Below are 22,237 nucleotides of genomic sequence, written 5' to 3' on the forward strand. Positions count from 1 at the left end.
TGAATTTAGCTGAGGACAAGCCCCTGGGCAAGCGCCCGCCTGGCGAACTGAAATGACTGCTTTTATTCCACAGCTTTAAATCCAGTCATTAGAAGGACATAAGGCGGCGACGCCCGAGGGATTAGGCGCAGTCTGAAGATCCAATTCAACGAAGCCCCAGGCTGAGTTGGATTTAGCTGAAGACAAGCCCCTGGGCAAGCGCCCGCCTGGCGGACTGAAATCACTGCCATTACTATTTATCAGAGTTATGTACAAAAGCGAAAAACCGAACAAAAATCATAAAATTTGTTCGGCTTTCTTTATGATTACTATTCTTTTGTCCCGGCCTCTTAAGAAATCATACAATTAATGCAGCTTAATGCAGTCACCTTTTTCGCAAAAGTCGAGTGTTTTTCCGTCAAACATCCACAGGTCATCTTCTTTAATAAAGAACCTTACTCCGTTAACGACACATTTCCAGTCATCGGCTTCTGAATTGTCTCTGTCTACACCAAGGAAAAATCCTTCTGCACCTCTTACAAACAGGCGGATTTCTTCTTCACCACCCAGTTCCATCTCTTCCTTATAAATGTTTGCAGCACGCTCTGTAATTTGTAACATCGCACATTCCTCCTCAAAATAATTGTGAACAGTTTCACAAAATCATTTAAATAAATATCGAATTATCCTTACTAATAGGTTAACAACATCGTCATAGTGTTTTGTGAATCATTTCACTAACTTGATAGTTATAATATAAAATAATCTCCCTTAAATTACAATAGGGTTCACAAAAGCGTCACTTACAAAAAAATGGGGGGACAGACCCCCCATTTTTTTCCTATTCAGCTGCGAGGCGTTTTAACAAATAAGCGATGAGAGCTGCTCTTTTCGGTAACTCGTCGAGGACAATGTGTTCGTGTTCGGCATGGGCTCCGTCTCCGTAGCAGCCAAACCCGTCGATTGTCGGGATTCCCAGTCCAGCGGTAAAATTACCGTCGCTGCCCCCGCCAATGTGAGCCTCTTCCAGCTCAAATCCAATTTCACGGGCTGCATCCCGGGCAAGCCCGAATAAGTGCGCGGTTGCTTCGGTCCGTTCCATTGGCGGCCTGTTCAAACCGCCTTCCACTTCAATTTTCGCTCCTTCAGTCAGAGGCTCCAGGCTTTCAACTGCTTTCACCATCCGCTCGCCTTCTTCTTTCGTTTTTACCCGGAAATCGATCGTGCACCGGGCAGAATCAGGCACGACATTCAGCCTTGTTCCTCCTTCAATGACTCCGATATTCACCGTGGTCCCTATTGAATAATCTGTCATGCCTTCGAGCTTGATGATCTGGTGCGCCAGTTCTTTAACGGCGCTGATTCCATCAGCATGGTGGCTTCCCGCATGGGAACTGTGTCCTTTGACAGTCAGCTCGTAAATACCTACCCCGTTCCGGGACGTTTTCAACGCTCCGCTTCCGTGGACCGGCGCCTCTGTTACGAGTACCACATCACACATTTTTGCCGTTTCTTCAATTAAATCCCTGGAGCTGACACTTCCAATTTCTTCATCTGATGTACAAAGGAACGTAATTTCAAGCCCTTCCAGTCCCCCTTCAACTTCCACGAGGCCCTTTACCGCCCATAACGCCTGAATAATTCCGCTTTTCATATCAAACACTCCAGGGCCGTAAAGCTTCCCTTCTTTCTCAACAATCGGAAGCCTTCCAGCATCCCAGACCGTGTCGAAATGTACAAGAATCAGAACCTTCTTTTTCCCTTTTCCGATTTTAAATTTCAGGTGGTCCCCCTGCACGTCCTGCTTGAATACTTCCGGTTCCACACCTAAATGCTGTTTAAACAGCCCGGCAAGCACCTGTCCGCACTCGTCCACCATCTGTTTGTCCGGTGTTGGTGATTCAGCTCTTGTCAAAGTTAGCAAGTCTTCTTTTAATTCTTCCTTTTTTGTAAAAAAATAGTCTTTCAGTATTGTCATGCTGCCTCACCCCTTTTACAGTATTTTTCATTTACAGCCTTGATTTTCCTTTTAATCCTGCAGCTGAATGCACCTTGAATGATTACGTATTCTACTTTCATTTCAGAATGTTTGCAACAGTCTCTTTTTTTATAAAAAAACTGTCGAATAATCTCACATTTAGTCACTCTTACAGCCCCAAAGGTTTAAGCAATCCCCCCCTTTCAAGCAAACGTTTTCATAGTTTTTGATTATTTCAAATTGTCTTGCAATTATAAAAAATGATGGTAAGGTGGTCATATAAATTATAGTTACACTTCATTTTTACATAAAAAGTGAAGCGTGGCTTGAAAATGGAGGTAATAATGGATGAAAAAGGCAACTAGAAGAAGTTTAGGGGCTGTTACTGCTTTAAGTGTTGGACTTCTTGTCGCCTGTGGCGGGGACGATAATAACACCACAGAGATTGAAGACGGGAATAACAACAATGCCGGAGAGGCTGCGGATAACACAGACAATAACGCAGACGCCGGTAATAATGAAGATGAGGCTACAGCAGAAGCGGAAGAATTACTGGAAGACAGTACTCTCGTCATTGCATCGGGAACAGATATGGTGTCCTGGGATATCCATGACCATGGAAACACCTCTACCGAAGCCGTGCATGTTAATGTGTTTGACTACTTGTTTAAACGGGATTCCGAGACAATGGAAGTTGAACCTCACCTTGTCGCAGACTATGAAAATGTAGAAGACGACGTCTGGGAATTCACGCTCCATGACGATATCTATTTTCATAATGGCGATCAATTGACTGCGGAAGACGTTAAATTTACATTTGACCGGGTGATTGAAGATGAGACACTTTCTGAACATTCACGGTACACCCAGTTAGGCGAAATTGAAGTTGTGGATGAACTGACTGTCCGAATGAACACTGACGGGCCTCAGCCATCTCTCTTAAACCGTTTAGGTGCTACCGGGGCGGGAATTTTACCGAAAGACTACATTGAAGAAAACGGCATGGATCATTTCTTAGAAGAGCCTGTCGGTTCCGGTCCTTATCAATTTGTCGAATGGTCTCGTGACGACAGAGTCGTTCTTGAAAAATTTGATGATTATTTCCTCGGGGAAGATTTTACCGACTGGGATGAAGTTGTTTTCCGCGCGATTCCGGAAACGTCAACCAGAGTGGGCGAATTACTGACAGGAAATGCCCACATCGTAACAGATGTCCCTCCAAATGAGTGGGAGAGAATTGATGAAAATGAAGGCACAAGGCATATAAACGCTGAATCAAACCGTGAAATGCTTCTTATTACACGACAATCTGAAGGTGTAGCCACTTCCGATCCGCGAGTTGTCGAAGCGATTGATTTAGCCATCGACAATGAAGCGATTACTCAACAAGTGATGCAGGGATCCGGCATTCCTACCCGTACACGTGTCACACCTGGTAATGTAGGCGCAAATGAAGATTTATTTGATACGTTTGTTCATGACCAGGACCGTGCCCGCGAGTTACTCGAAGAAGCTGGCTATGGCGACGGGCTTGAAATCACAATGCAAGCTCCTCAAGGCCGCTACTTAATGGACTCTGAAATTGCGGAAGTTATTGTAGGGATGTTAAGTGAAGTCGGCATTACAGTTAATCTTGAATTTTTAGAATGGAGCCAGTTTGTTGAGATATACTCGGGCAATAATAATGAAGAATTAATGCTGCTCGGGCTTGCAAGTTCTCTGTTTGATGCCGCTCAAAACCTTGATCACTATACGACTGATTCACCTTTGAATAAAGGTAGAATGGATTACTCAAATGAAGAAGTGGATGAATTATTTGAAGCCGCTCTGGTGAATATGGATCCGGAAGAACGCGAGCAGCAGTACAAGCGTATTCAGGAGATATTAGCAGAAGACCGGCCGCATATTTATTTACACTCTATTAATATGAACTTCGGCGTCAGTGACCTCGTAGATTATGAGCCGCGCCAGGATGAATTGTACTATGCAAATGAAGTAACACGCAGATAAAGAGTATTCTTCACTCTTTAACTATTAAATGACGGCAGCCGGGCTGAGTGAAGCATTGGGGGTGTTCCCTCCAATGCTTCCGCCCGTTTATCTTTCCATTTTTTCTTTATTGCCGGCAATGCCGTCTGGTTAATTGAACCTGACAGGTCATGCTCTTATGACATTTGATTACAGTATACGTTTAATAATGCAGTATTTTTGTAAAGAGTGCGGCAAATTCCTGGCTCTGTCTTTTATTTATCAGTCATGCTTGCTTATTTTAATTACCGGAGGTGAACCATCCCGTGAAAAGATTTTTAATACAACGACTTCTTCAAATTATTCCTGTACTGATCATCATGACTTTTATCGTATTCAGTCTTGTTTATGTAGCAGGAGACCCGGTCGCCCTCATGCTGCCTGAAGAAGCCTCTGCTGAAGATGTGGCACGGGTGCAGGAGTCGCTGGGACTGAACGAACCATTTTATGTCCAGTACGGAACTTTCCTGATAAATGCGCTGCAGGGCGATTTCGGCGTATCTTACAGGTATAACCAGGACGCCATGTCCATTGTATTAGAACGGCTGCCTGCTACTTTCGAGCTGGCGATCGCTTCTATGTTTTTTGCTACTCTCATCGCTATTCCGATGGGAATCTGGTCTGCGACACGCCGCAACACGTTTATCGATTTATTTATTACAGGCTCTTCTGTCTTAGGGAAAGCCATGCCGAACTTCTGGCTCGGTATTATGTTTATTCTTATTTTAGCTGTTAACACCCAGATATTCCCTGTCTCAGGAAGAGGGACGGTTATGCATGTCGTCCTCCCCGCTATTACACTCGGAACAGCAGTAGCTGCGGAGATGACAAGGTTAACAAGGTCAAATATGATTGAGATCCTTCACCAGGATTTTGTTCGGACAGCTAAAGCAAAAGGCGTCAGTAACGGGATAGTTACTTATAAACACTCCTTCAGAAACGCCCTTATTCCTGTTATTACGATTATGGCTCTTCAGACATCCACTTTAGTCGGGGGCGCCATCGTGACGGAACAGGTCTTTGCATGGCCGGGAATCGGCCAGCTGCTCGTACAGGCTGTAAACGCCCGGGACATGGCCATTGTGCAGGCAGCTGTGTTCTTAATCGCTATTCTTGTTATTGTAATTAACTTAATTGCTGACATCTTATACAGACTGTTAGATCCAAGAATTAAATATTAATGAGAGGAGGTCTTGAACGTGAACCAGCAAATTAACCCGGAACCGCCTTCAGAGTCACAGGCTCAGGCGGCTCCGGACACTATGAAAAAGTATAAAAAATCATCCCCTCTCGTTCGCTGGACTAAGCTCCTGTTGAGAAGTAAAACAGGAACGGTCGGCTTGCTCATTGTGCTTACCGTTTTTATCGTCGGTATTTTTGCTGACCAGCTAGCTCCATTTGGAGTTAATGAGCAGAATTACGCCAATATGCTTGCTCCTCCTGCCTGGCAGGAAGGCGGAACGTCAGAACATATTCTCGGAACCGACAATTTAGGCAGGGACATTCTGAGCCGGATTATCTACGGAACAACCATCTCACTCTTAGTAGGGATTTTCTCTGTAGTCGTGGCCGGTATTCTTGGAATGGGAGCAGGCCTGTTTTCCGGTTATTATGGCGGGTGGGTTGACACGGTAACTATGCGTATGGTTGATGCCTTTTTATCCATCCCGAATATATTGTTTATTCTTGTTATTCTTGCCGTCTTAAATCCTGGCATCATGACTTTAATATTTGCCATAGGCGTGACGAACTGGGTAATTTATGCCCGGTTAATCCGGGGCGAAGTACTTTCAGTTAAAGAACGGGAATATGTGAAAGCTGCGAAGTCCATAGGTACGAAGAATTTAACGATCATAAGAAGACACATACTTCCTAACGTCTTTTCAACCTTTATCGTTATTTCTACATTAAGTGTGGCGACCACTATTATCCTTGAAGCATCGTTAAGCTTCCTGGGAATGGGCGTTCAGCCTCCTGACGTATCCTGGGGCTATATGCTTTCAGACGGACGTGATTATTTAGCAACAAACTGGTGGCTTGCCACCTTCCCGGGACTTGCTATTACAATTACTGTCCTGGGAATCATTTTCCTTGGAGACTGGCTCCGGGATGTTCTCGATCCACGTTCACAAGGCCGTTAAAGGAGGGGTATCATGTCAGATAATAATCAGTTATTAAATGTCAATCAGTTAAAAACACATTTTTTCACAGAAAACGGGACAGTCCCCTCAGTCGACGGGGTGTCCTTCACCGTTAATAAAGGAGAACTCGTAGCCATTGTTGGCGAGTCCGGTTCCGGGAAAAGTGTCACTTCTCTTTCTATTATGGGGCTTGTAGAAGACCCGGGTAAAATTGTAGGCGGAGAAATCCTTTTTGAAGAAAAAGATCTGGCTAAATATTCGAATCGGCAAATGCGGAAGATACGCGGTAATGATATTGCGATGATTTTTCAGGAGCCGCTTACTTCCCTGAATCCTGTGTTTACAATTGGGAATCAGCTGCGTGAAGCGATTTTGCAGCACCAGAACGTCGATAAAGCCACTGCTAAAAAAATGAGCATCGACATGCTTAAACAAGTGGGAATTCCAAGAGCAGATAAAGTTTACAATTCGTTTCCACACTCTCTAAGCGGCGGTATGCGCCAGCGGGTAATGATTGCGATGGCGTTATCCTGCAATCCTAAACTCCTCATTGCCGATGAGCCGACTACGGCACTGGATGTGACGATCCAGGCTCAAATTCTTGAGCTTATGAAGGATCTAGTTAAGAAGATGGATACAGCTATTGTCCTTATAACTCACGACCTTGGTGTGGTCGCTGAGCTCGTCGACCGGGTTGTCGTTATGTATGCCGGCCAAGTGGTAGAGCAGGCTGATGTTTTCTCACTTTTTAAAGACCCAAAACATCCTTACACCCAAGGCTTACTCGACAGTACACCTAAAATCCAGGATTTAGATGAAGAACTGGTGTCCATAAAAGGTACGGTTCCTACTCCTGCCAATATGCCGAACGGCTGCCGCTTCCACCCGAGGTGCCCGCATGCTATGGACCACTGTGTGTCTCAAGAACCTCAGCTGGAAAAAATGGAAGAAGGACGGGAAGTACGATGCTGGCTTTATGACGAGGAGGTGATGGCCCATGAACAAAGCAAAAACAGCAGTGAAGCCGACACAACAAAGTAAAAGTAAATCTCCTTTACTGGAACTCAAAAATGTAAAAAAACATTTCGATGTGACAGAAGGATGGTTTACAAAGGAACGGGAATACCTCCGGGCTGTGGACGGGCTGAACTTCACAGTGAAAAAAGGCGAAACGTTAGGGATTGTGGGCGAATCAGGGTGCGGAAAATCAACCACAGGAAACTTGATCGTTCGTTTACTTGACCCTACAGAAGGGGAAATCATCTTTGAAGGCGAAGATTTAACCAAGCTGGAGGGTGAAAAACTCAGACAAAAACGCCGTGACATCCAAATGATTTTTCAGGATCCTTTTTCATCGCTTAATCCGCGGATGAGAGTCTTTGAACTCATTGCAGAACCTTTGCGGACACACCAGACACATAAAGGTGAGGACCTAAAGAAACGGGTATATGAACTGATGGATACTGTAGGCCTGAATGAAGAAATGGCCCAGCGCTTCCCGCATGAATTCAGCGGCGGTCAGCGGCAGCGTATCGGCATCGCCCGCGCTCTTGCTTTAAATCCGAAATTAATCGTGTGCGATGAGCCTGTTTCTGCTTTGGACGTGTCCATTCAGTCGCAAATTTTAAATTTGCTTCAACGGCTTCAAAAGGAGCTTGAATTAACCCTGGTTTTTATTGCACACGGTTTACCTGCGGTTAAGCATATCAGTGACCGGATTGCTGTCATGTATTTAGGGAAAGTCGTCGAACTTACTACCCGCGAGAAGCTTTTCGCTAACCCGATGCATCCTTACACAGAAGGACTGCTGTCCGCAGTGCCTGTCCCTGACCCGGAAGTCAGGGAATCAAGAGAACGCGTGGTTTTAAAAGGGGATATTCCAAGCCCCGTTAATCCGCCATCAGGCTGCAGCTTTCATACACGATGCCCTTTCGCTGATGAAAAATGTAAACAGGAGGTTCCTGAATTCAGAGAGCTGAAACCGGATCACTTTGTGTCATGTCATTATCCCCTGGAAAGCGGGAAAGGCACCCTCCAAAACAATTAAGGATATGGGATAAAAGGAAGTGACAGATCGTATGTCAGAATCAGAGCTAGCTAAACAAATTCGTTCTATTCGCAATCAGCAAGGGTTAACCTTAAAAGAATTAAGCGCCCGAACCAGCCTTTCAGTCAGTTTTTTATCACAGGTTGAGAGAGGGACGTCTTCACCTGCTATATCCTCTTTAAAAAAAATAGCAGATGGACTTGAAGTACCGATTACGAGCTTTTTTCAGCCTGAACAAAACCCTAAGTACAAAACGGTGCCAAATCAGCGGAGACCCTTCCGGATTGAAGGGTCTCCAGCTAAGTATATTCGCTTAAGCGGAAATTTCTCCACCCGCACATTAGAATCATTGCTGGTCATTCTTGATCCCGGGGCCACCGACAAGGTTTTCCAGCATTCCGGAGAAGAAGTGCATTATATTCTGGAAGGCGAAGTGGAGTATACCATTGATAACGAGAACCACAGGCTCTGTGCCGGCGATTCTATTCACTTCCCTTCAGACCGGCCGCACACATGGCGAAACCCTCTTCAGGACCAAACCTCCACCATTATGTGTGTCGTGACCCCGAAAATATTTTAATGGAAATAAATGGGGGGGGCAGACCCCCCATTTATTTCCTTATTCCTCAACCTTTTCCCAGAATTCATTTGCGAGATCGACGACATAGCTGCTTCCGCCCCGCTCCTCTACATTTTGAACCATAATAGTAGTCAGGTAGTCTTCTTCTTCATAATCGAAACTCACATACCAGCCGATTTGCTCTCCATCCTCAGCTGTCTGTTCCTCTTTTAATTCGGCTGTCCCGGTTTTTCCGGCAAGAGCACGGTTATGCCCCGCATCGGACCGGTAGGCAGTTCCATCAGAATCCTCAACCACACTTATAAGCGACTCCCGGACAATTTCGGCATTTTCGGGAGAAATCAGTTCCTCCATTTCCCCCTCGTTTTCGCTTTGGAGACCATCTGAAAACAAAAACGGGTAAATAAGGTTGCCGTCATTCAGAAACATTGTATACAAAGCAGTCATATGAACCGGAGTAACCTGAACTTCCCCCTGTCCATAGCCTGAGTCAGCCAGTAAAATCTCATTTTCTATGTCCTCATTAGCAAGGGTGGAACTATACAAAGGAAAATCATATGGAAACGGTTCTCCAAAACCAAATTTCCCTGCCCACTCTTCAAATGATTCCTGCCCCATATCAAGTGTCTGTCTGGCAAAATAAATATTATCTGAACGCATCATCGCCGTCTGCAAATCAACATTTGTCTCCTCATCATTCACCCTTGTGATACGGTAACCGCCCCAGCTGTCATCCGGCTGCCATTGCTTTCCTTCTATGACCAGCTCTTCTTCAGGATCCAGGGTCCCTTCTTCCAGTCCCGCTGCGGCGGTCAAAGGTTTAAATACAGATCCCGGCGAATAAGCCCCCTGGAAACGCCGTTCAAATAAAATGTCGGTACTTTCCATATCTTCCGCCCGCGGGTCCGGAAGCTGCAAGTACCTCAAATTCGAATTAAAGGTCGGTACACTTACCATTGCCAGCGTCTCACCTGTTTTCGGATCCATCACGAAGCCCGCACCGGAATCATTATTAAGGACCCCGTACATTTTATCCTGGATGCTTATGTCCAGCGTCAAATAGAGATCTTCTCCGTTCTCCGGCTCTGTTTCAAGAATTGTTTCCCTTAACTCGCCGTCTTCTCTGTTAATAGAGACAGTCATTCCCGGGCTGCCGCGCAGTTCTTCTTCCATAAGCCGTTCAATCCCATTCTTGCCTATTTCAGAAGTTGAGCCGTAACCCTCACCTTCCCGCTCTTCTAATTCTTCAGCTGTAATTGCGCCGATGTGACCGATAAGATGACCGGTGCTTTCCCCGTGAGGATACACCCGCCCTTCAACTTTGCCTGCACCCACTCCGGGAATTTCAAGCAAGTCTTCAAGCCTGTCATCGTCAATAGACAGGTTTTGAATAGGAGCGTTCCAGTCAGGATTATCGGGATACCGGGTTGCAAGATCAGCCACCCGCTCTTCATCCAGGTTCAGTACCTCAGCAAACTGTTCAATAGTTTCTTCCATATCTTCCGTCCGTTCAGGGACAATCCCGACTTCATAAATGTCGCCATTTACTGCCAGGCTTTCGCCGTTCCTGTCAAAAATACCGCCTCTTGCCGGCTGCTCCGTTTCAATTGAAACCGTGTCTTCCGGCTCCTCCATTCCTTTTATAAAATGTGAAGGGTCCCATTCAATTCCCCATTCCGCTTCATTCTCTTCTTCCTCGTTACCAGGGATGAATTTAGTAAGGGCGATTGCCGTATCATAAGACAGCAAACCGGCTGCCGTGTCCATTTCGACTGATACCGGATAATCGATTTCTTCCAACTCATCTAAATCAATCTCTTCTTCTTCAAAATCCACACTCTCAAAAGATATATTAATAGTGTCAATCCCTAATTCCCCGTAAATAGCGTCATATCTTTCTTCAAAATCCCACTCAAAGCCGGCAACCTCCGCCCTGGAATTTTCAGTAAGGTAGTCAGGCATCTCTGAGAAAGCTTTTTCGCTCCACGCTTCTGTGTACCCTTCCAAAGTCTCTTCAGGATTTTCAGGCTCCTCTCCCGTACAGGCGGTCATGCCCGCTAATAACAATGCAGATAAACTGATAAATAATGTTGTGTGTCTCAATTTCTAAATCCCCCTTTTTTCCTCACTCTTATATAAAAAAATTTGTTATCAACCGTTAATGTGGAAAAAGATTCGCTAATGGCCTTAGAATTGTTTAAATTAATGGCAAAACAGTAAGGTCCTGCAGCGGCAGTGATCCCCGCCTGATTTGTTTTCACACGATAATTTTAAAAATCCCAAATTTAACCGTATCCTTCAGAAACTGTATCAAAAAGACCTATGCTCCCCTCCATTAAACTAGTCTATAATTTTAAAATCGATAAAAGATGCCACATTATGACATTATTCTTTTATAGTATAGTTAGTTTAACTTTGTCCCCGGTGGTGATTTTGGTGTTTTGGAAGACAGCAAGGCAAAGAAAAATACTGGAAGCGACTTATGCAGAGTGTCCCAATTGTTCCACAACAGATCATATTTCAGCATGGAATCAGCTGGCAAAGGATACATATGGCGATCAGGCTCCTGATATCAGACAATCAGCAACTAGTAAAAAAAATTCTTTTCCATACCAGTGCCCAACGTGCTTTAAAGGGTATTCAGCAAATAAAATTTTTTTTCTGACAGATGAGGAAGTCCAGGAATCTTTGAAAACCTCTTAAAATTTCTTAAAACTGCATAAGAACTTAAAGGCCCCAGGCTCGCTTCAGCACCCGGGGTCTTTTTTAATCTGTAAAAACGGATAAAATACTCTTGCTCCATTGCTCATGGCCTTTCTGAGCAGGCATCCTGTGATCGTCTTCGTCCACATAATTAAGCAGATCCTCATCTGTAATATCAGGCCAGTCACTCCAATGGTCGATGTAAATATAATCATTTTCATTAGCGTAAGTCCGCATACCTTCAATTTGTATCGGATAATTCACCGTATTATAGGCAGGCTGAGACGGATTAATCATCGGAACGGCCTGTTCATTTTCAGCTTTCAAAGCCTGGATTAATAACGACACATGTTCAGTCGAATGGTCAATGCTGACTTGCCCGTTATCGTTCCATAGTAAAGGTTCAATAATAACGAGATCGGCCTGTTTTTCCGCCACATCTCTGTGAACCCCCTGCTGGATCATCTCCAATGACGTCATGCCGCCGACCGACATCGTTTCCACTGAAAACACATCAGTATCAAAAGCGTCATTCAGCTCTTCTTCCAGCAGCTCAGGCCACGGATTGAGTCCTTCGTCCTGTGAATCAGTCAATGACTGTGAACCGAAAGCTAACACAGAGATGGTTTCGTTTTCCGCAAGCTTTGGTTTAATGACATCCGCGAGCGGCTCAGGCATATGCTCAAAATGCCTTTCCAGTTCCTCTTCCTCCCCTTCTAAATGCTCATCGCCTGCTTCTTCAGTTTCATTTTCATTTTCTGCCGGTTCATTTTCCTCCGCATCTGCAGGTACGTTTTCAACACTGGAAACCGCAGCCTGAGCATCGGTGGAGATATCGGACAACTTCTGATCGTACTGGTATTTTCCAAATAAAATGATAAACAAAGATAAAGTGATAACAGCTCCCGCTATGTACTTGTTCATGCTTGTGCTCCTTTAAAAAGAAATAAATGATGGCTTTAACCAACAAAAATTATACAGGAAAAAAACACCACTTTCATTAGTATTAGACAAATTTCCACTAATTTTGTCCTGATCTGAACGTTCCCCTCAGTCTCTTTTTAACCGTTAAAAACACAATCAGGCCAAGAATACCGCCGGCAAAATTCAAGATCACATCTTCCACCATGCCCGATCTGCCGGGGTTAAGGGACTGCCGATACTCGTCAAAAGACCCGTACAGCAAAACAAAGGCTAAAGACATACCTGCTGCTGCGTTTCTATTATTATAAAAATAACTTATGAGACGGTAAGTAAGCACAGCCAATACCGCAAAAGTAAAGACATGGGCCCCTTTTCTAATAAAAAATTCAGTAAACTCAGCTGGTGTCATCGCTTGAAGACTGACAGGAGAACCGCCATAATTAAAAGACACCCACTGGAACATGGCTGACACCCATGTTAAATTAAAATCAGCTAAAACGGGCTCAACAGTCTGGTCTTCAAACGTCTGTGAGGAAGAATAATAGATCAGGCCCGCCCAGAATAAAAATGGAATTAAATAAAACACGACAAACCTGCCGCGGCTGTCACTCATGGCGAATCATCCTTTCTGCGAACAGCTTTTCCGGTTATTTGCAGTTATTTCCGCACATGCCGGAAGTTCGATCCTTGCTAAGAACGACTGTACATGAGAATCAGCCGGCACGCTATCTTTTTTTCAATAGTATAATAGGATCTGCAAACAGTTAAACCAGGCTGAAACTTGAGCCGGTTAAACTCATACAGCTGACTAAATAAAGGAGTTGACGCAATTGGGACTGAAAGTCGCATTAATCCAAGCAGACATCGCCTACGGCGATCCTGAGGCAAATTACCGCAAAATTGAAAGAGAATTTGAAAAAGCTGCAGCTGACCACCCTGATATTATCGTCCTTCCTGAACTGTGGCCGACAGGATATGACTTAGCACGCCTGGACGAGATCGGAGACCCGGAAGCAGAACAGGCTGTCTCCTTTTTATCCGGACTCACACGAAAGCATCAGGTGAATGCAGTAGCCGGGTCTGTTCCTAAACAGACAAAGGATGGCACCAAAAATACGATGCTTGTGTTTGACACTTCAGGCAGACTGGTTAAAGAGTACAGCAAAGCTCATCTGTTCAGACTTATGAATGAGGAAAAATATTTAATTCAGGGAGATGACAACGGTCTCTTTCATCTTGCCGGCCATCCGAGCGCTGGCGTGATTTGCTATGACATCCGTTTTCCTGACTGGATCCGCACTCATATGGTCGGTGAAGAAGGAAAGCACACAAAAATACTTTATGTCGTAGCAGAGTGGCCGAAAGCAAGGGTTGACCACTGGAAGGCCCTTCTCATCAGCAGAGCTATTGAAAATCAGTGTTTTGTCGTGGCCTGCAACCGCACAGGGGCAGACCCTAATAATGAATTTGGCGGCCATTCCATCGTCATCGGTCCGTGGGGTGAAATTATTGCTGAAGCAGGCGGGGAAGAAACCATTCTTCATGCAGACATTGAGATTGAGGACGTTGATAAAGTACGTGAATCAATTCCTGTGTTTACAGACAGGCGCCCGGGTATTTATAAACTTTAGCAGCCGGCAGGTGTCCCCATCCTGCCGATTGTCTCCCGGGGCCGCTCCCCCTTACTCACTTGATTTCTGCCTTTCAAAGAGTCATTATAGACCTTAACCCTTATTTGAAAAGAAGTGATAACATGCACCAGACAATGATGCTGACAAAAATTCAGCAGCAATTATCATCCTTTTCCGTCGCCGAAAAAAAGATCGCTGATTACGTGCTTAAGTATCCTGAGCTTATCCCGGACATGACAACAAAAGAATTAGCCTCCCAGGCGAAAGCGAGTGAAGCAAGCATCGTCCGCTTTTGTAAACGGGTGGGCGTGGACAGTTTCAGAATGTTTAAAATAGCTCTCGCTAAAGAACTGACAAGGTCAGAAGCTTATGTGAACAGTGCCTCTTTACTGGATTCTGATGACTCACCGTATGTTCTTCTTCAAAAGGTGTCTTCCTTAAACCAGATGGCCCTTGAAATGACAAGCAAGTCTGTCAGCCCGCAATTTTTTGCTGATGCTGTCAGCGCTTTGAGCCAGGCAAAGAAAATCGCTTTTTTTGGTGTGGGCGGTTCGTACACTTCCTGTGTCGACGGTCAGTATAAATTTATGAGACTCGGCTTCAACTCTCTTGCCTCTTCCGACTATCATTACATGGTCCCTTTTCTGACGATGATGGATGACTCCGATGTGCTAGTTTGCATCAGTACGTCAGGCAAGACGAAAGAACTGCTGGATCTCGCCCATTATGCCAAGGAGCGGGGAGTGACGTTATTAGCCATTACCTCATCAAATACGTCTCCCCTTTATAAAGCTGCCGATATTCCCCTTTTGTTTCCGGCTATTGAAGTGGAACAGCGGATCGGGAGCATTGCTTCAAGAACAGGCCAGCTCAATTTAATTGACAGCCTTTACGTCGCTGTATTTCACAGGATTGGGGAAGATCTGCTCGAAGCTTTTGACCAGTCGAGAAAAAAGACAAAAGAAAAGCGCCACTGAAGGACAGCATGGGAGACCCATGCTTTAACTTACCAGTCTATGAAATTTAATTTCAAAAATAACTATAATAATATTGATTAATAATTTCATAGTTTGTATAATGAAAACGCAATCATATTTCATAAAGAAACGAGGTTTGTCATGCTTGAGAAACTTGGAACAGAAGGACGTAATGAAAAATCGATGGAACTGGATGAAAAGGCATCTGAAGAGATTTTAACGTTAATGAATGAAGAAGATGAACAGGTTCCGGGCGTTATAAAAACCCAGATCCCTGTAATCGCAGAACTTGTAGACCGCTGTGTCCATGCTTTAAAAAACAATGGAAGGCTGATCTATGCAGGCGCTGGAACAAGCGGCCGTCTCGGGGTGCTTGATGCTGCTGAATGCCCGCCTACATTTGGAACAGATCCTGGCCGCGTGCTCGGATTAATAGCTGGAGGCGAGAAAGCATTTATTGAAGCTGTCGAAGGAGCAGAGGATTCATTTAAAGAGGGGGCTGACCATTTAAAATCACTTAATTTAACTGATCAGGATGTCGTGGTCGGCATCGCAGCAAGCGGGCGTACTCCTTATGTTATCGGTGCTTTAAATTACGCAAGGGAAACAGGTGCTGTCACCGGCAGCATTGCCTGCAACAAAGACGCGCTGATTTCACGGGAAGCAGATTTTGCAATTGAAGCCGACACTGGAAATGAAATTCTTACCGGCTCAACGAGACTTAAAGCCGGCACCGCACAGAAGCTTATCCTGAATATGATTTCAACCGCAACGATGGTAGGCCTCGGTAAAGTTTATAAAAATTTAATGGTCGATTTAAAACCGACTAATGAAAAGCTGAGGCTTCGTTCAAAAAAGATCATCATGGAAGCAACAGGGACAGATGAGAAGACAGCAGCAGCTAAACTCCAGGAAGCTGACGGTGCCGTTAAAGCAGCTATCGTCATGATATTAACGGGATGTTCGCATGAGACGGCCGTGAAAAAGCTTACGGAAACTGACGGCTTTGTGAAACAGGCGCTCCATAACATCAGATAGGGGGTTATTGAATGAAGAAAGAAGACGTTATTGTCCAGGGAATACTTGATCACACCGGCGGCAAAGACAACATTAAACGTGTGGCACATTGTATGACCAGGCTCAGATTGCAATTCCACGACTATGAGAAAGTAAATATCAGTGAACTGAAAAAAGTGGAAGGTGTCATGGGTGTGGTGGAAGATGAAACACTCCAGGTTATTGTCGGCCCCGGCACAGTTAACAGAGTCGCAGAGAAATTAAGCAGTCTGTGCGGCTTAACGATCGGAGAAGTGAAAGATTCCGACCACGTAGCAGAAGACATGAAAAATTCTGTAAAAAAGAAAAATAACACGCCTGTTAAGAACTTTCTTAAGAGAATCGGAAGCATCTTTATTCCTCTTATTCCGGCCCTCGTAGCCTCAGGGCTGATTAACGGCGGGGCAAGTTTTGCCCAGAACGCAGGAGTGGATCCTGAAACCACCTGGCTTCAGATCCTCCTAGTCATTGGCGGCGGGATTTTTGCTTACCTCGGGATTTTAGTCGGCTGGAACACAGCTAAAGAGTTCGGCGGCACACCTGCCTTAGGAGCTATAGCAGGGATTCTGATCATTAACCCTGCCCTGGAAAACATTACGTTGTTTGGTGAAGAGTTAGTCCCCGGACGGGGCGGTCTGTTTGCCGTCTTGTTAGCCGGCTGGTTTATGGCTTTTATGGAAAAACGCATCAGAAAAATGGTTCCTGTTTCATTGGATATTATTATTACTCCTTTTCTCACAGTATTAATCGTCGGTGTCTCCACCATCGTCGTGCTCCAGCCGGTTGGCGGTTTCATTGCTGATGGTGTCACTCTGGGAATAAACTCTGTCCTGGATGTTGGCGGCGCCGTGGCCGGAGCGGTATTGGCCGGAACGTTCCTGCCGCTCGTGATGGTAGGGATGCACCACGGACTCACACCGATCCACCTGGAATTCATCAATTCCCAGGGAGCGACACCTCTATTAACGATTCTTGCTATGGCAGGCGCAGGTCAAGTAGGTGCCGCGATTGCTGTGTTTGTAAAAACGAAAAGCCAGCGCTTAAAAAATACGGTTAAAGGTGCCCTTCCAGTTGGTTTCTTAGGAATTGGCGAACCGCTCCTTTACGGGGTTACCCTCCCGCTTGGCCGGCCGTTTATCACAGCGTGTCTCGGCGCCTCTGTAGGCGGGGCCTTTCAGGCAGTCATGTCCACTGCCTCTCTCGGCATAGGAGTCTCAGGGTTGTCGCTCATTCCGCTTATTGCCGATAACCAGTACTTTGTCTATTTTCTCGGCCTGGTGATTTCTTACACTTTCGGATTTATCTTCACTTATTTATTCGGATATAAAGAAGAAATGGCTGAGAACTTACAGTAAGGGTAAATTTTAAAAAGAGGTTGGGCCCAGGGATTGCGGCCTGTTTTGACGACACGGATTTAACCATCCATCAAAAAAGCTTAAAGCTCTGTCCCATCCTCTATCTATTTTTTCACGACCGGGAGGTTTATATATGTACGGCATTTCCGTATTTTTAAATCAGCAGACGGAACAGGAACAGGCAGACTATCTCCGCTCTATGAAACAGGCAGGCTTTCAATCTGTCTTTACGTCCCTTCATATACCGGAAGATAACCCCGCTTTATATATCGATGCGGTGAAGATTCTAGGCGCAGAAGCAAAAAAGCTTGAGATGGATCTCATAGCGGACGTCTCGCCTGCTTCTTTACAACACTTAAATACGGATCTCGATCATTTACAGGATTTAAAATCCCTCGGATTAACCGGACTCCGTGTCGATTATGGCTTTTCCCCTGCCGAAGCGGCCGCAGTATCCAGGCAGATGACACTTGCGGTGAATGCCAGCACCGTCACAAGAGAGCTGTTAAGCGACTTGTTTGATGCCGGATTAGCCGCAGAAAACACGGAAGTGTGGCACAACTATTATCCGCGCCCTGAAACAGGACTCGATAAACAAGAGTTTACAGAGAAGAACCGCTGGCTGAAAAGCATTGGTTTAATGACAGCAGCATTTGTACCGGGCAATCAAAGACTGCGCGGGCCTTTAAAAGCCGGCTTGCCTACTCTTGAAAAACACAGAAACACCGCTCCCTTCACGGCCGCCAAAGAACTTACCTCTGACTGCTCGGTTGACCGCGTCATTATTGGCGATCCGTCTGTCAGTGAAGAGACAAGGCACATTTTTTCAAAAGCGTCTTCAGAGGTCGTCATCCCGTTAAGAGCTAAACTTGAAGACCTGTCACCGAATGAAAAAGAGATCGTAGCCCTTGTCCACAATCAGCGGCTTGATCCTGCAAGAGATGTGATCCGCTCCGAAACGTCGAGGCCATATGCCCGGAAAGGCAGCGTTGTCATCGAACCGGCCCTCCAGAAAGAAAGGCTGAGGGGCAGCATTACAATTGATAATGCCGCTTACGGTCGGTACCAGGGGGAATTGCAAATAACAAAAACGGATCTTCCTGAAGATGCGAGAGTAAATACAGCCGGGTTCCTTATTGAAGAAGATCTCCCCCTCATAGACGTGATTCAGCCTGGAGATAAGTTTATTATCTTACCCCGCTGACACTAAAACCAAAGGCATACGCGCCTTTGGTTTTTCATTTGCGCGCTTATGTGGGCGCCGTATGTTAAAATACGTGCAGATACTTTCGGAGGTTACATGGAAAAATGACACGCACATTCACTTTAACAGAACTGTTACTCATATTAGGCGTCACGGTGGCCGTTTTAATGACCGCCATTTTGAACGATTTTTCACTCGTACTGGCTATCATGCCGGGACTGGTTCTGCTCATCGGTATTTCCGTCCGGAAAGGCTTTTCATTCAGTGAACTTTCCAGGTCGGCTTTTTTTGGGATAAAAAGAAATAAAGATGTCGCCTGGCTGCTGACGTTTATCGGTATCCTGCTTCCTACGTGGCACTTTGCAGGCACAATAAACGACTTAAATGCCCTGTTTCTAACTGTTATTAACCCTGCCTATTTCTTTGTCATTGCTTTTTTAATTACAGCTGTCATGTCCCTTATTGTAGGCTCAGCGATCGGCAGCCTTAGCATTGCTGGAGTTCCAGTGATGGCAGCCGGCGATTATCTCGGGCTCCCGATGGTGATTGTCGGGGGCGCCCTTGTGTCCGGAGCGTTCGTCGGAGACCGTTCGTCTCCCTTGTCGAGCTCGTTTTTTCTGCTGTCCTACGCTCTCGAAGTCACTGTCCGGCAGCACTTCCGGGCGATCCTGCCCACTCTTATGTGGACCGTTCTTCTCACTGCGGGACTGTTTTTAAGCCTGGATCTCTTTATTGATAAAGGAGAGGCCCTTAACAACGGGACGGCAAGGAATTTCAGTGAGCTGAATATCGGGCAGCTGGCTGTGTCGTTTATTCCAGCCCTTGTCCTTCTCGTCATGATTTTAACTGGGAAAAACATGAAAATTTCCTTTACGTCAAGTATTGCAGCGGCTTTTGCTATATTGTTTTTCCGTGATGTGCCTCTGTCGGCATGGGGAGAAGGCGTCCTGGCAGGGGCAGGCCAGGTCAACGGCATAATAGATATGCTCCCGTTTATCCTGTTTATTCTGCTCGTCGGGGTCTATTCGCAAATTATTGAAGACACTCAATTGATTCAGCCATATATAGAAAAAGTATTCACGAATAAGTCCTCACTCGCTGTGAATACCTCGCAGTCCATCGGGATAGCGGCTGCCGTCTCGCTTATATCGCCAAATCAGTCCTTCCCGATTATTTTGACCGGAAGGTCCCTGCTGCCTCACTGGGCCGAGTATTTTTCCAAACGGCAGCTGTCCCGTATCCTTGCTGACTCTACGGTAGTGTTTGCAGGACTGGTCCCGTGGAGCCTGCTCGCGATTCTTTGCAGCACGATTATCGGCGTCCCGGTGCTCGAGTATGCGCCTTTCGCTTTCTTCCTGCTGCTGTCCCCTGCTGTCACAATGGTTTACTCCGTTCTGTCCGTCAGGAAGGCTTACCAGTAAAGTTTTCGGCGGAAGCTTTCTACCGTTTTTCAAAAAATCCCGATAAACTCCTTCCAAAAAAAAGAAGCTGGGTCGGAGCTGCTCATTAAGCAGCCTTCGCCCAGCCTCAATCTAGTTATCTGTAAACTCTACTTTTTCTAAAATATCCAGCTCTTTCAATTTTAAATAAAGATGATCCAGATCTCCGCTTTCAAGCTGAAGCTGGGTCATTTCAAAATAACGGAACTCGTCCATTTCAGTTTCCCTTACTTTTTTGAAAAAGCCGGCTTCGTCTTTAATCTGCAATTCAAGAACAGCCGCATCAGACAAACTTTCCTCGTTAACCAGACCTGCGAGGGTGTAGGTGCCATTTACATTGCGCTGTACACATATCGTAAATGTCGTTTGCACCGTATCAAGCATGAGTTCATCTTCCCTTTCTCTTTATACATTATTTACATGAGTGATTTTTTTAGCGTCACACAAGAATACATTATAACAGTTTTAACCAGTTTTACAATAAACCAAATAGCCGGGAATTTATCAGCCAAACAGTATAAGATTGACCGCAGCCACAGCTACGACAATTCCGGCAAGTTTTTTAATATTCTGCTGGGAAATATGGGCAAAACATTTGATCCCGATCCGGGAGCCAATAAGAACACTTACAATGCCGACAAGGAAGTATAACAGAAATTCTCCGTTAAAGTCTCCATTAATTCCATGCAGAAGTACCGTAACTGAATTAGTAAAAACAAAGGTCAGCTGAAGATTAGCACTGTAGGCATATTTATTGTCGCTGAATACAAGCATTAAATAAAAGACGAAGAACGGCCCGCCGACAGCGTAAATACCGCCGATAAATCCGCCGCCAAGCCCTAAGAGGACTGGAAGCCACGTTTTGTCCAGCAGCTTCCTGTTCCCTTCACCCGGTCCGCTGCTTTTAAACAGATAAATGACTACAGAAATCAGAAATATCCCGAGAAAAGTCTTCAGTATATCCAGATCACCATAGTTATGGAGCACAAAAAAAGCTCCGACCCTGCCGGCCAAAGCCGCAGCCAGAAGAACTGTAAGCACCCGCCATTGAATGTGGCGGAACATCTGCAGAGCAATGCTAATGGACAAAACAAGGGCTAATGACACTACAAGAAGAGTACTGTCCTTTATCGTAAACAAAAAAGGGAGAAAACTCATGGCGAAGAGGCCGAATCCAAAACCGCTCACTCCTTGAATGAAGCTGCCAATGAGCAGAATAACAAATATAATTAATAATTCAGTAATCATAATAGCTGCCTTTCTTTGAAAATGATAGTCAATTCACCTCTCTTATTTTACATAAAAACATATGCTTGCGGTGTAAAAATCACAGATCCGGCATTTATTTTGTGATACGCATCACTGCCTGTTTGGGAGTAGTGGGTTAAAGTAAAATTAAGCTTCAATTATTTTCCTTATGAGGCAGGAAAAAACTAACCAGAACGGAGGGATCAAGATGCAAATTAAGAAATTAGAGAATGGGCAATCAGAAATCGATGTGAGAGAATTAGTCAATAATGGAGGCCATCCAAAAGATGACATCCTTCAGTACCTTTCTTCTGTACCGAAAGGAACGATTACGACAATCCACGTCCCTCATGAAGCTGAGCCGCTCGTCAATCTTATGAAAACTTATCAAGTAGACGTAGCCCGCGAGAAACTCGGCGAAGGACACTTTTGCCTTCACACCATTAAGCGGTAACCTTCGGGGAAGTTACAGCTGCAGCAAACGGGGACGGGGGATCAATAGAAAGACTGAGAAGACAGTTCTCAATTTCTCAAGGGGTATTTACTTAGGAAGACATTAGCAAAAGGGGAGCAATAATAGAATGAGTGTGGTATCGGAGCATAGGGCATTGGCGGTTGGAACAGGGGCATTTGGGGAGTGAAGCGGCAGATAAGGTAACTTGTCTGCCGCTTTTTGCGTTTCATAATACTTTGGGGGCGTTTGGGCATTAGTGACGGCCTCTTTTTACCTTTGTTACTCGCGTCGCGTTAGTTCGGGCAACTGCGCCCGCCTCTTTTTAGCTTCCTTCAGCTCCCCGCGTTCATTCGGGCATTTGACCGCTCTTCTTTTTACCTTTCTCTCTCGCCGCATGCTCGTTCGGGCATCAGTGACGGTCTCTTTTTACCTTCCTTCTGCTCCCCGCGTTCATTCGGGCATTTGCCCCTGTAGTGAGGAATCTGTAGTGAGG

The 22,237-nt window shown here is 45.3% G+C and carries 21 protein-coding genes; 14 read left to right on the forward strand and 7 right to left on the reverse strand.

Annotated elements, in window-relative coordinates; translation table 11 throughout:
• Positions 1-345 precede the first annotated feature (345 nt).
• Positions 346-600 (reverse strand): hypothetical protein, encoded by a 255-nt coding sequence (locus tag K8O68_RS04425; RefSeq protein WP_093054427.1) that lies wholly within the window; start codon positions 598-600, stop codon positions 346-348.
• Positions 601-820: 220 nt separating this feature from the next.
• Entirely contained in the window at positions 821-1,957 is a 1,137-nt protein-coding gene (locus tag K8O68_RS04430; RefSeq protein WP_230895733.1) for a M20 family metallopeptidase, read from the reverse strand.
• Positions 1,958-2,305: 348 nt separating this feature from the next.
• Between K8O68_RS04430 and K8O68_RS04435 the strand changes: the two genes are divergently transcribed.
• The 6 genes from K8O68_RS04435 to K8O68_RS04460 all read left to right on the forward strand — a co-directional run bounded on the left by K8O68_RS04435 (position 2,306) and on the right by K8O68_RS04460 (position 8,753).
• Positions 2,306-3,967 (forward strand): ABC transporter substrate-binding protein, encoded by a 1,662-nt coding sequence (locus K8O68_RS04435; RefSeq protein ID WP_230895734.1) that lies wholly within the window; start codon positions 2,306-2,308, stop codon positions 3,965-3,967.
• A gap of 284 nt (positions 3,968-4,251) precedes the next feature.
• Positions 4,252-5,166 carry an ABC transporter permease gene (locus tag K8O68_RS04440; RefSeq protein WP_230895735.1) on the forward strand — a complete coding sequence of 305 codons (915 nt, stop codon included), beginning with the start codon at positions 4,252-4,254 and terminating at the stop codon, positions 5,164-5,166.
• Positions 5,167-5,247: 81 nt separating this feature from the next.
• The gene (locus K8O68_RS04445; protein WP_230895756.1) at positions 5,248-6,126 is read left to right on the forward strand and encodes an ABC transporter permease; all 879 of its coding nucleotides are present in this window, start codon (positions 5,248-5,250) and stop codon (positions 6,124-6,126) included.
• 12 nt (positions 6,127-6,138) lie between these two features.
• Positions 6,139-7,167, forward strand: coding sequence for an ABC transporter ATP-binding protein (locus K8O68_RS04450; RefSeq protein ID WP_230895736.1), 1,029 nt, complete (start codon positions 6,139-6,141; stop codon positions 7,165-7,167).
• Positions 7,124-8,173: an ABC transporter ATP-binding protein gene (locus tag K8O68_RS04455; RefSeq protein ID WP_230895737.1), complete on the forward strand. Its 1,050-nt coding sequence runs from the start codon at positions 7,124-7,126 to the stop codon at positions 8,171-8,173. The genes K8O68_RS04450 and K8O68_RS04455 overlap by 44 nt, the downstream gene beginning before the upstream one ends.
• Positions 8,174-8,204: 31 nt before the next feature.
• Entirely contained in the window at positions 8,205-8,753 is a 549-nt protein-coding gene (locus K8O68_RS04460; protein WP_230895738.1) for a cupin domain-containing protein, read from the forward strand.
• Between the two features lie 39 nt (positions 8,754-8,792).
• Here K8O68_RS04460 and K8O68_RS04465 read toward each other — a convergent pair whose 3' ends face one another.
• Entirely contained in the window at positions 8,793-10,856 is a 2,064-nt protein-coding gene (locus tag K8O68_RS04465; protein ID WP_230895739.1) for a penicillin-binding transpeptidase domain-containing protein, read from the reverse strand.
• A gap of 333 nt (positions 10,857-11,189) precedes the next feature.
• Here K8O68_RS04465 and K8O68_RS04470 point away from each other — a divergent pair, with 333 nt between their 5' ends.
• Entirely contained in the window at positions 11,190-11,456 is a 267-nt protein-coding gene (locus K8O68_RS04470; RefSeq protein ID WP_230895740.1) for a hypothetical protein, read from the forward strand.
• Between the two features lie 63 nt (positions 11,457-11,519).
• On the opposite strand, the gene K8O68_RS04475 is transcribed toward K8O68_RS04470, so the two are convergent.
• Both K8O68_RS04475 and K8O68_RS04480 read right to left on the reverse strand, forming a co-directional pair.
• Complete coding sequence (locus tag K8O68_RS04475) at positions 11,520-12,380, reverse strand: SGNH/GDSL hydrolase family protein (RefSeq protein ID WP_230895741.1); 861 nt, start codon at positions 12,378-12,380, stop codon at positions 11,520-11,522.
• Positions 12,381-12,477: 97 nt separating this feature from the next.
• Entirely contained in the window at positions 12,478-12,993 is a 516-nt protein-coding gene (locus K8O68_RS04480) for a VanZ family protein (RefSeq protein WP_230895742.1), read from the reverse strand.
• A gap of 217 nt (positions 12,994-13,210) precedes the next feature.
• Here K8O68_RS04480 and K8O68_RS04485 point away from each other — a divergent pair, with 217 nt between their 5' ends.
• From K8O68_RS04485 to K8O68_RS04510, 6 genes are all read left to right on the forward strand, one after another.
• Positions 13,211-14,011 carry a carbon-nitrogen family hydrolase gene (locus K8O68_RS04485; protein WP_230895743.1) on the forward strand — a complete coding sequence of 267 codons (801 nt, stop codon included), beginning with the start codon at positions 13,211-13,213 and terminating at the stop codon, positions 14,009-14,011.
• Positions 14,012-14,133: 122 nt separating this feature from the next.
• A complete protein-coding gene (locus K8O68_RS04490) occupies positions 14,134-14,988 on the forward strand; it encodes a MurR/RpiR family transcriptional regulator (RefSeq protein WP_230895744.1) in 855 nt (284 codons plus the stop codon).
• A 141-nt stretch (positions 14,989-15,129) separates the two neighbouring features.
• Positions 15,130-16,026 carry an N-acetylmuramic acid 6-phosphate etherase gene (murQ, locus tag K8O68_RS04495; RefSeq protein WP_230895745.1) on the forward strand — a complete coding sequence of 299 codons (897 nt, stop codon included), beginning with the start codon at positions 15,130-15,132 and terminating at the stop codon, positions 16,024-16,026.
• A gap of 11 nt (positions 16,027-16,037) precedes the next feature.
• Complete coding sequence (locus K8O68_RS04500; protein ID WP_230895746.1) at positions 16,038-17,399, forward strand: PTS transporter subunit EIIC; 1,362 nt, start codon at positions 16,038-16,040, stop codon at positions 17,397-17,399.
• 133 nt (positions 17,400-17,532) lie between these two features.
• On the forward strand, positions 17,533-18,603 hold the full coding sequence (locus tag K8O68_RS04505) for a DUF871 domain-containing protein (protein WP_230895747.1): 1,071 nt from the start codon (positions 17,533-17,535) through the stop codon (positions 18,601-18,603).
• 104 nt (positions 18,604-18,707) lie between these two features.
• Positions 18,708-20,024: a Na+/H+ antiporter NhaC family protein gene (locus K8O68_RS04510; RefSeq protein ID WP_230895748.1), complete on the forward strand. Its 1,317-nt coding sequence runs from the start codon at positions 18,708-18,710 to the stop codon at positions 20,022-20,024.
• Positions 20,025-20,135: 111 nt separating this feature from the next.
• Here K8O68_RS04510 and K8O68_RS04515 read toward each other — a convergent pair whose 3' ends face one another.
• Both K8O68_RS04515 and K8O68_RS04520 read right to left on the reverse strand, forming a co-directional pair.
• Positions 20,136-20,426: a hypothetical protein gene (locus K8O68_RS04515; protein ID WP_230895749.1), complete on the reverse strand. Its 291-nt coding sequence runs from the start codon at positions 20,424-20,426 to the stop codon at positions 20,136-20,138.
• Between the two features lie 120 nt (positions 20,427-20,546).
• Positions 20,547-21,290, reverse strand: a complete 744-nt coding sequence (locus K8O68_RS04520; RefSeq protein WP_230895750.1) for a sulfite exporter TauE/SafE family protein — start codon at positions 21,288-21,290, stop codon at positions 20,547-20,549.
• 208 nt (positions 21,291-21,498) lie between these two features.
• Here K8O68_RS04520 and K8O68_RS04525 point away from each other — a divergent pair, with 208 nt between their 5' ends.
• Positions 21,499-21,744, forward strand: a complete 246-nt coding sequence (locus K8O68_RS04525) for a hypothetical protein (protein WP_230895751.1) — start codon at positions 21,499-21,501, stop codon at positions 21,742-21,744.
• Positions 21,745-22,237: the final 493 nt, after the last annotated feature.

This window comes from Salipaludibacillus sp. CUR1, assembly GCF_021028955.1.
Lineage (GTDB): Bacteria > Bacillota > Bacilli > Bacillales > Salisediminibacteriaceae > Salipaludibacillus.

Excerpts from the sequence above, each read along its gene's own strand:
- K8O68_RS04425 (WP_093054427.1), bottom strand. The coding sequence starts at position 600 with ATGTTACAAATTACAGAGCGTGCTGCAAACATTTATAAGGAAGAGATG.
- K8O68_RS04430 (WP_230895733.1), bottom strand. The coding sequence starts at position 1,957 with ATGACAATACTGAAAGACTATTTTTTTACAAAAAAGGAAGAATTAAAA.
- K8O68_RS04435 (WP_230895734.1), top strand. The coding sequence starts at position 2,306 with ATGAAAAAGGCAACTAGAAGAAGTTTAGGGGCTGTTACTGCTTTAAGT.
- K8O68_RS04445 (WP_230895756.1), top strand. The coding sequence starts at position 5,248 with ATGAAAAAGTATAAAAAATCATCCCCTCTCGTTCGCTGGACTAAGCTC.
- K8O68_RS04450 (WP_230895736.1), top strand. The coding sequence starts at position 6,139 with ATGTCAGATAATAATCAGTTATTAAATGTCAATCAGTTAAAAACACAT.
- K8O68_RS04455 (WP_230895737.1), top strand. The coding sequence starts at position 7,124 with ATGAACAAAGCAAAAACAGCAGTGAAGCCGACACAACAAAGTAAAAGT.
- K8O68_RS04460 (WP_230895738.1), top strand. The coding sequence starts at position 8,205 with ATGTCAGAATCAGAGCTAGCTAAACAAATTCGTTCTATTCGCAATCAG.
- K8O68_RS04475 (WP_230895741.1), bottom strand. The coding sequence starts at position 12,380 with ATGAACAAGTACATAGCGGGAGCTGTTATCACTTTATCTTTGTTTATC.
- K8O68_RS04480 (WP_230895742.1), bottom strand. The coding sequence starts at position 12,993 with ATGAGTGACAGCCGCGGCAGGTTTGTCGTGTTTTATTTAATTCCATTT.
- K8O68_RS04490 (WP_230895744.1), top strand. The coding sequence starts at position 14,134 with ATGCACCAGACAATGATGCTGACAAAAATTCAGCAGCAATTATCATCC.
- murQ (WP_230895745.1), top strand. The coding sequence starts at position 15,130 with ATGCTTGAGAAACTTGGAACAGAAGGACGTAATGAAAAATCGATGGAA.
- K8O68_RS04500 (WP_230895746.1), top strand. The coding sequence starts at position 16,038 with ATGAAGAAAGAAGACGTTATTGTCCAGGGAATACTTGATCACACCGGC.
- K8O68_RS04505 (WP_230895747.1), top strand. The coding sequence starts at position 17,533 with ATGTACGGCATTTCCGTATTTTTAAATCAGCAGACGGAACAGGAACAG.
- K8O68_RS04510 (WP_230895748.1), top strand. The coding sequence starts at position 18,708 with ATGACACGCACATTCACTTTAACAGAACTGTTACTCATATTAGGCGTC.
- K8O68_RS04515 (WP_230895749.1), bottom strand. The coding sequence starts at position 20,426 with ATGCTTGATACGGTGCAAACGACATTTACGATATGTGTACAGCGCAAT.
- K8O68_RS04520 (WP_230895750.1), bottom strand. The coding sequence starts at position 21,290 with ATGATTACTGAATTATTAATTATATTTGTTATTCTGCTCATTGGCAGC.
- K8O68_RS04525 (WP_230895751.1), top strand. The coding sequence starts at position 21,499 with ATGCAAATTAAGAAATTAGAGAATGGGCAATCAGAAATCGATGTGAGA.